The following is an 8,046-nucleotide window of genomic DNA, read 5'->3' as shown; positions in this document are numbered from 1 at the left end:
ATAGACCTCCGCGTGCGCGGTGCTGACAATGCGATTGCGCAAGGTCAGTTTATTCAGCGTAAGAGGCTTGAAAAGGTTGGGGTAACGCATCGCGGTCGACCTCGGAATTATCTATTTACTATGCTGCGTTCTACTCGATCACGCTGCCAGCGGCGTCACTTCGAACACGCAATGCGAATGGCCTTCAGCCGCGCATTGCGTCTCGACCGAAAACGACTTCGGACCTTTCTTCACGCCTTCCAGTGCCGTGTCGTTAACCCAGTCCATTGCGCCTGCAAACCAGCCGGCGAACATGTAGCAAAGCTTGCCTTCCTTGCCCGGTTGCGCCAGCACGAAGGACGAGTTATGCAGATGTACGGTTGCCGTTGACGCGGCCGGATCGCTTTTCACGATCGAGAACAAACCCCAGCCGCGTTGCGACAAGCGCTTCAGATAATGTTCAAACACCGCCATACCGCTGATGCCGTGTTGCTTGGCTTCTTTATCGCACCAGTGATACGCCGACTTGTGGCCCGCCGTGTAAAGGCTCTTCGCGTACACTTCGCGGCCCAGCGCTTCTTCAACGGCCAGATGGTTGTTCGTGAAGAAATGCCGCGGCACGTAAAGCATGGGCAGCGAGTCGGTTGTCCAGACGCCGGTTTCCGGATCGACGTCAATTGGCAGTCGCGGTTGCATCGTGTGAATTCCTTTTAATTGAGTGAGCCGGGTCAGACGTTCCAGACGCTGTCGAACACGCGGACCCAGTTCTCGCCCATGATTTTCTTGATGCGCGACTCGCCCCAGCCGGCGCGTTCCATCGCAGCGGTCAGGTTCGGGAATTCGCCGATGGTTCGGATACCTTCGGGATTCACGACCTTGCCGAAGTTCGTCAGTTGACGATAACGACCCTTGTCATGCGTAATCCAGTCGAAGAATTCCGTGCTGTAGCCCTGCGTGAAGTCCGTGCCAATACCTACGTTGTCTTCGCCGATCAGATCGACCACGTATTCGATCGCTTCGAGGTAGTCCTCGACCGTCGCATCCGGGCCGCGCTTGAGGAACGGCGCGAACATGGTCACGCCGACGAAACCGCCTGCATCGACAATTTCTTTAAGTTGTTCATCGGACTTGTTACGCGGATGTTCTTTCAGGCCCGACGGGCAGCAATGCGAATAACACACCGGCTTCTTCGAAAAGGCGATGGCTTCCGAAGACGTCGTGCCACCCACGTGTGACAGGTCGACCATGATGCCCACGCGATTCATTTCCTGGATCACTTCGCGGCCGAAACCCGAAAGACCGCCATCGCGTTCATAACAACCGGTGCCCACAAGGTTCTGCGTGTTGTAGCAAAGCTGCACCACGTTCACGCCAAGCTGCTTGAATGTTTCGATGTAACCCAGGTTGTCCTCGAACGCATGCGCGTTCTGGAAACCAAAAATGATGCCCGTCTTGTTCTCTTTCTTGGCTCGGCGAATGTCATCCGTCGTGCGCACGAGCGTGAGAATGTCGCTGTGCTCGCGGATCATTTGACGCATTTCAGCAATGTTGTCGACGGTCTTCTGGAAGCTCTCCCAGACCGATACCGTACAGTTCACCGCGGTCACGCCGCCCTTTCTCATGTCCTCGAATACCGACGGCTCGAACTTCGAAATATTCAGGCCGTCGATGATGATGCTGCTGTCGTGAAGTGTGCTCATCTGTTGCTCCAGAAAAGGAGGACGTGATCAATAAATAGGGAAGCGTTCGCACAGTGCGAAGATTTCGCGGCGTACGCGGTGTTCGGTCTCTGCATGACCTTCGGGGTGGTCGCGCAAAGCGTCGAACACTTCCACGATCAGGCGACCGATATCGCGAAACTCTGCCACGCCAAAACCGCGCGTGGTTCCGGCCGGTGTACCGAGGCGCACGCCTGAGGTGACTGTGGGCTTTTCCGGATCGAACGGGATGCCATTCTTGTTGCAGGTGATGCCGGCGCGTTCCAGCGCATGCTCGACCTGGTTGCCCTTCAAGCCCTTCGGACGCAGATCGACGAGCAGCAAGTGGTTGTCCGTGCCGCCGGTCACGAGATCAACGCCGCCGGCCTTCAGCACTTCGCCCAGCGCTTTCGCGTTCGCCAGCACGTTGTCGATGTAAATCTTGAAACCGGGCTGCAGCGCCTCGCCGAAGGCGACGGCCTTGGCAGCTATTACATGCATCAGCGGGCCGCCCTGGAGGCCCGGGAACACCGCTGAATTGATCTTCTTGGCGATGTCTTCGTCGTTGGTCAGTACAAAACCACCGCGCGGGCCGCGCAGCGTCTTATGCGTGGTGGACGTGACCACATGTGCGTACTCGACCGGGTTTTGATGCCGCCCTGCGGCGATCACGCCGGCGATGTGCGCCATGTCGACCATGAGCTTCGAACCGGCTTTGTCCGCAATGGCACGCAACCGCGCGAAGTCCAGTTCACGCGGATACGCCGAGAACCCGGCGATCAACAACGTCGGCTTGTGCTGCAGAGCGAGTTCTTCGATCTGCTCGTAATCGATCAGCATGGTCTCGCGGTTCACGCCGTACTGAACCGCGTTGAACCACTTACCGGACATTGCCGGCTTGGCGCCGTGCGTCAGGTGGCCGCCTGCATCGAGCGACATGCCAAGCACGGTGTCGCCGGGTTTCGTCAACGCGAGCATCACGGCGCCATTCGCTTGCGCGCCGGAATGCGGCTGCACATTGGCGAACTGCGCGTTGAAGATCTGCTTCACGCGATCGATCGCGAGGGTTTCGATTTCATCGACGAATTCACAACCGCCGTAATACCGCTTACCCGGATAACCTTCCGCGTATTTGTTCGTCAGCACCGAACCCTGCGCTTCAAGAACGGCGCGCGAGACAATATTCTCCGACGCGATCAATTCGATCTGCGACTGCTGGCGTTCAAGCTCTTTGAGGATGGCGCTGCGCACGGGCGCGTCGCGGGTGGCAAGCGGTTCTTCGAAGAACGGGGCAGCGGGGCGAGTCGGGGAATTTGACATTGAAGCATCCGTGGGTTCGGGGACAAGTCGTTTTTGGAAAGGCGGTTTGCTGTGGGGGCCGGTATGCAAAGGCACTTCAAACCACGCTGAGAACCGCTTTCCGATGCGTCTATTCTTGACTTTCACCCCACGCGCCAATTTATGAATTTAGACGTGTTCTTGGCCTTTTCCGACATGGACGTCCGTTTTACACAAGTCGTTGCGCGCCCGCCCAAACGCGAATTCGATGTTGCACCGCAGCGGATAATTCCCGCTCGCGTGCGGTGCTCAACGAGGCTCCGATCCCCTTCGCGGTGCGTTGCAAAGCGCTTACGCCACCGTAAGCCATAGCGCCGATAGGGTTTAGCCTGATGGCATGCATGTTGCAAACATCTACAAAATGTCCATAGTCGTGTCCCCACGACATAGCCTCACCTAGATTCGAAGGATTCCCTCCTCCATGTCCCCCGACCGAACCGCGTCGCTCGCGCATTTCGCGTTCATGCCGCTGCCTAATTTCACGATGATCGCGTTCACCAACGCCATCGAAGTGCTGCGCATGGCGAACTATCTGACCGGGCAGAAGCTGTACACATGGTCGATCGTGAGCCCGGACGGCGGTCCCGTGGCGGCAAGCAATGGTCTCTCCGTGGATACCGGCCCGGTCGAATGCGTGGGGCTTCCAGATATTGTGTTCGTGGTCGGCGGCATCGACGTCCAGCGTGAAACCACGCCCGCGCACCTGGCCGCGCTACGCCGTTTTGCCCGGCTCGGCAGCGTGCTCGGCAGCCTCTGCACAGGCACCTATGCCCTCGCCCGCGCCGGCCTGCTCGCCGGATATGCATGCGCGATCCATTGGGAAAACATGTCGGCGCTGAAAGAGGAATTTCCGGAAACACGCTTTCTCAAAGAGCTATTCGTGATTGACCGGGACCGCGTGACATGCACGGGCGGTGTCGCGCCACTCGACATGATGTTGAACCTGATCGCTACGCGCGTGGGATCGGCGAAGGTCACGCAGATCGCGGAACAGTTCATCGTGGAGCACGTTCGCGATACCAACGCGCAGCAACGCATGCCGCTGGTCGCGCGGTTGGGCTCGGCGAACAAGTCACTGTTCGAAGTGATTTCGCTGATGGAGAACAACATAGAAGAGCCGTTGTCGCGCGAAGAACTGGCGCGACTGGCGGGGATGTCGCAGCGGCAATTGCAGCGGCTGTTTCGCGAGCACCTCGGCATGACGCCGACGCATTACTACCTGACGCTGCGGTTACGCCGCGCGCGTGAATTGCTGCTGCAGACCGACATGTCGATCATGCACATCACCATGGCTTGCGGCTTTCAGTCAGCGTGCCACTTCAGCAAGAGCTATCGCGATGCATTCGGCACGGCGCCCACGCGGGAACGCCGGCGCCAGTTGCCGCCACTTGCGGTTGTTGCGCCAGCGATGGCTATAGCTCAAAACGCCGCTTGAGCTTCCCGCTTTAATGCAAGCTCGAAGCGGCGCATTGAGGCTGGACCTTAAGCCGCTTTCAACATCCCATGCGGGTCGATCACGAACTTGCGCGGCGCTCCGCCGTCAAACTGCCGATACCCATCCGGCGCCTGATCGAGCGTCACCACCGACACATTAACGATATCCGCAATCGGCAGGCGGTCCCATAAGATCGCTTGCATCAGGTTCTGGTTGTACTTCACGACCGGCGTCTGCCCGGTGAAGAACGAATGCGACTTCGCCCAGCCCAGGCCAAAGCGAATGCTCAGTGCACCCTTCTTCGCGGCTGCGTCGGCGGCGCCTGGATCGTCGGTGACATAAAGCCCCGGAATGCCGATCGACCCAGCTACCCGCGTGATTTCCATCAGCGAGTTCAGCACCGTGGCAGGCGCTTCCTGATGGCTTCCGCTGCTGCCGTGACCATGCGCTTCGAAGCCGACGCAATCGACTGCGCAATCCACTTCGGGCGTGCCGAGAATGGCCGCGATCTGGTCTGCGAGCGACGCATCCTTCGATAGATCCACCGTCTCGAATCCCACCTTGCGGGCGTGAGCGAGGCGCTCTTCGTTCATGTCACCGACAATCGTACATGCCGCGCCCAGCAAACGAGCGGACGCCGCCGCGGCCATTCCGACCGGGCCAGCGCCTGCGATATATACGGTCGAACCCGGCTTCACCCCCGCCATCACCGCACCGTGATAGCCCGTCGGAAGGATGTCGGAAAGGCACGTGAGATCGCGGATCTTCGACATCGCTTGGTCACGGTCGGGAAACTTCAGAAGATTGAAGTCGGCATACGGGACCATCACGTATTCGGCCTGTCCGCCAATCCAGCCGCCCATGTCCACGTAACCGTACGCGCCGCCCGGGCGTGACGGATTGACGTTCAGGCATACGCCCGTGTTCTGCGCCTTGCAGGTCGGACAGCGGCCGCATGCTACGTTGAACGGGACGGAAACCAGATCGCCAACCTTAAGCGTCTCTACGTCGCGCCCAATCTCAATGACCTCACCGGTAATCTCATGCCCGAGCACAAGGCCGACTTGGGCTGTCGTGCGACCTCGCACCATATGCTGGTCTGACCCGCAAATATTCGTTGTAACCACTTTAAGAATAACGCCATGGCCGATTTGCCGGCCGCGTGGATCGACCATCTTCGGATAGTCGATTGTTTGCACTTCAACCTTGCCCTGCCCCAGATACACGACGCCGCGATTGCTACTCATTGCCTGTCTCCTTGTCTCGATCCTTGTCTCGTGGACGATTTGCACGGCAAAACACAACCATGCACCGCCTAACGAGCGTAGACCTGTGGCGCGCCTCAGACGCGCATCGAACGCGACATGGGTTTGGCAGAAACCGACATGGCGGTTTTATATTGATTGACCAATCAATATAAAATACTTAGCATTCAATCCTTGTTTTCATGAAGCTTCTTCGACAAAAACCCATGCCCAAGCTAGGAATGCGCGAAATTCGCCGGGCGCAGTTGATCGACGCCACGCTGCTGAGCATCGACCATGCCGGTCTTGCCGGCACAACGCTGGCCTCGGTTGCGCAGCGCGCAAGCATCTCCACGGGTATCGTCAGTCATTATTTCGGCGACAAGGACAGCCTGCTCGAAGCCACCATGCGCCATGTGCTGCGAGACCTGTGGAACGCAACATCGCGCAGGCGCCGGGCCGCAAAAGATGAACCACGGGCGCGTTTGCGTGCGGTGGTGGCGGCGAATTTCGATGCCGCGCAAGTCAGTAATCCGGTGATGAAGACGTGGCTCGCGTTCTGGTCGGAGAGCATGCACAAACCGCAATTGCGGCGGCTGCAGAACGTCAACACGCGTCGCCTGTATTCCAATTTGTGCGCCGATTTTTCGAAGGCGCTGCCCCGCGTCGCCGCGCGTCGCGCGGCAAGCGGACTGGCGGCGCTGATCGACGGCTTGTGGTTGCGCGGCGCGCTTTCCGGTGAACCGTTCGACACGAAAGCGGCCATGCGCCTGGCCAACGATTACATCGACCTCGTGCTTGATCCACGCGATACGCGCGACGCACGTGACACGCGGGGCCGGACCCTCACTTAAAGGACTGCACCATGCCTGTCTTCGAATTGCAGCGCTTGTACATTGGCGGCGCTTACGTCGACGCCACCAGCGGCGAATCCTTTGACACGCTCGACCCAGCCACGGGCGAAACGCTCGCGAGCGTGCAGCAGGCGAGCGCAGCGGATATTGATCGCGCGGTTCGCTCCGCGCGCGAAGGCCAGCGCGAATGGGCCGCCATGACCGCGATGCAACGCTCGCGCATCCTGCGGCGCGCGGTGGATATCCTGCGCGAGCGCAACGACGAACTCGCAGCCCTCGAAACCCGCGATACGGGCAAGCCGATTGCCGAAACGCGAGCCGTGGACATTGTCACCGGGGCCGATGTCATCGAGTACTACGCCGGGCTTGCAACGGCCATAGAAGGTCAGCAGATCCCGCTGCGGCCCAGCTCGTTCGTCTACACGCGGCGCGAACCGCTTGGTGTGTGCGCGGGCATTGGTGCGTGGAATTATCCAATCCAGATCGCCTGTTGGAAGTCTGCGCCCGCGCTCGCCGCCGGTAACGCGATGATCTTCAAGCCCAGCGAGATCACGCCGCTCAGCACGTTGAAGCTCGCTGAAATCTATTCAGAAGCCGGCGTCCCCGCAGGCGTGTTTAATGTCGTGCAAGGCGATGGCCGCGTGGGTGCGTTGCTTGCCGCGCATCCGGACATCGCGAAAATCTCGTTTACGGGCGGTGTGGAGACGGGCAAGAAAGTGATGTCGATGGCCGGCGGTTCATCGCTGAAAGAAGTGACGATGGAACTGGGCGGCAAATCCCCGCTCGTCATTTTCGACGACGCCAATCTCGAGCGTGCCGCCGACATTGCGATGAGCGCCAACTTCTTCAGCTCCGGCCAGGTCTGCACAAATGGCACACGGGTGTTCGTGCAACGCCCGGCGTACGAACGCTTCGAAGCGCTCATTCTGGAGCGCGTAAAGCGCATTCGAGTGGGCTCGCCTACGGATGCCAACACCAACTTCGGTCCACTCGTCAGCGCTGCGCAATTGCAAAAGGTGCTGGGCTTCATTGAAAGCGGCAAGCAAGAAGGCGCGCGACTGATTGCAGGCGGATCGCGGATCACGCATGACGCGTTCGCTCAAGGGCAATACGTCGAGCCAACCATCTTCACCGATTGCCGTGACGACATGCGCATTGTGCGTGAGGAGATTTTCGGACCGGTCATGAGCATCCTCATATTCGATGAGGAAAGCGAAGTGATTGACCGTGCCAACGCCACTGAATACGGCCTCGCCGCAGGCGTGGTCACGGAGAACCTGTCGCGTGCGCATCGCGTGATTCATGCGCTACAAGCCGGTATCTGCTGGATCAATACGTGGGGCGAATCGCCTGCTGAAATGCCCGTGGGCGGATACAAGCAGTCGGGCGTAGGCCGCGAAAACGGTATTACCACGCTTGAACACTACACGAGCATCAAATCCGTGCAGGTCGAGCTGGGTCCCTACCAACCCGTATTCTAAGAACCAAGGAGCCAAGCG

Annotated in this window: 7 protein-coding genes; 3 read left to right on the top strand and 4 right to left on the bottom strand. The window is 59.3% G+C overall.

What is annotated here, in order from left to right:
• Positions 1-138: 138 nt before the first annotated feature.
• From JWR14_RS29695 to JWR14_RS29685, 3 genes are read right to left on the bottom strand one after another with little or no spacing between them, the layout of a single operon-like run.
• Entirely contained in the window at positions 139-675 is a 537-nt protein-coding gene (locus JWR14_RS29695; protein ID WP_299716376.1) for a DUF5943 domain-containing protein, read from the bottom strand.
• A 32-nt stretch (positions 676-707) separates the two neighbouring features.
• A complete protein-coding gene (locus JWR14_RS29690; RefSeq protein WP_299716374.1) occupies positions 708-1,679 on the bottom strand; it encodes a dipeptidase in 972 nt (323 codons plus the stop codon).
• 27 nt (positions 1,680-1,706) lie between these two features.
• Positions 1,707-2,996: a serine hydroxymethyltransferase gene (locus tag JWR14_RS29685; protein ID WP_299716371.1), complete on the bottom strand. Its 1,290-nt coding sequence runs from the start codon at positions 2,994-2,996 to the stop codon at positions 1,707-1,709.
• A 439-nt stretch (positions 2,997-3,435) separates the two neighbouring features.
• Between JWR14_RS29685 and JWR14_RS29680 the strand changes: the two genes are divergently transcribed.
• A complete protein-coding gene (locus tag JWR14_RS29680; protein ID WP_299716368.1) occupies positions 3,436-4,449 on the top strand; it encodes a GlxA family transcriptional regulator in 1,014 nt (337 codons plus the stop codon).
• Between the two features lie 47 nt (positions 4,450-4,496).
• Here the strand turns inward: JWR14_RS29680 and fdhA are convergent, their stop codons facing one another.
• On the bottom strand, positions 4,497-5,696 hold the full coding sequence (fdhA, locus tag JWR14_RS29675; RefSeq protein WP_299716365.1) for a formaldehyde dehydrogenase, glutathione-independent: 1,200 nt from the start codon (positions 5,694-5,696) through the stop codon (positions 4,497-4,499).
• A 224-nt stretch (positions 5,697-5,920) separates the two neighbouring features.
• Between fdhA and betI the strand changes: the two genes are divergently transcribed.
• The gene (gene betI / locus JWR14_RS29670) at positions 5,921-6,547 is read left to right on the top strand and encodes a transcriptional regulator BetI (RefSeq protein WP_299716362.1); all 627 of its coding nucleotides are present in this window, start codon (positions 5,921-5,923) and stop codon (positions 6,545-6,547) included.
• A gap of 11 nt (positions 6,548-6,558) precedes the next feature.
• Entirely contained in the window at positions 6,559-8,028 is a 1,470-nt protein-coding gene (betB, locus tag JWR14_RS29665; protein WP_299716357.1) for a betaine-aldehyde dehydrogenase, read from the top strand.
• Positions 8,029-8,046: the final 18 nt, after the last annotated feature.

Origin of the sequence: Caballeronia sp., from assembly GCF_028292365.1 — a bacterium.
Lineage (GTDB): Bacteria > Pseudomonadota > Gammaproteobacteria > Burkholderiales > Burkholderiaceae > Caballeronia.
The sequence above is the reverse complement of the archived record's forward strand: the minus strand, read 5'-3'. Positions and strand labels throughout refer to the sequence as shown.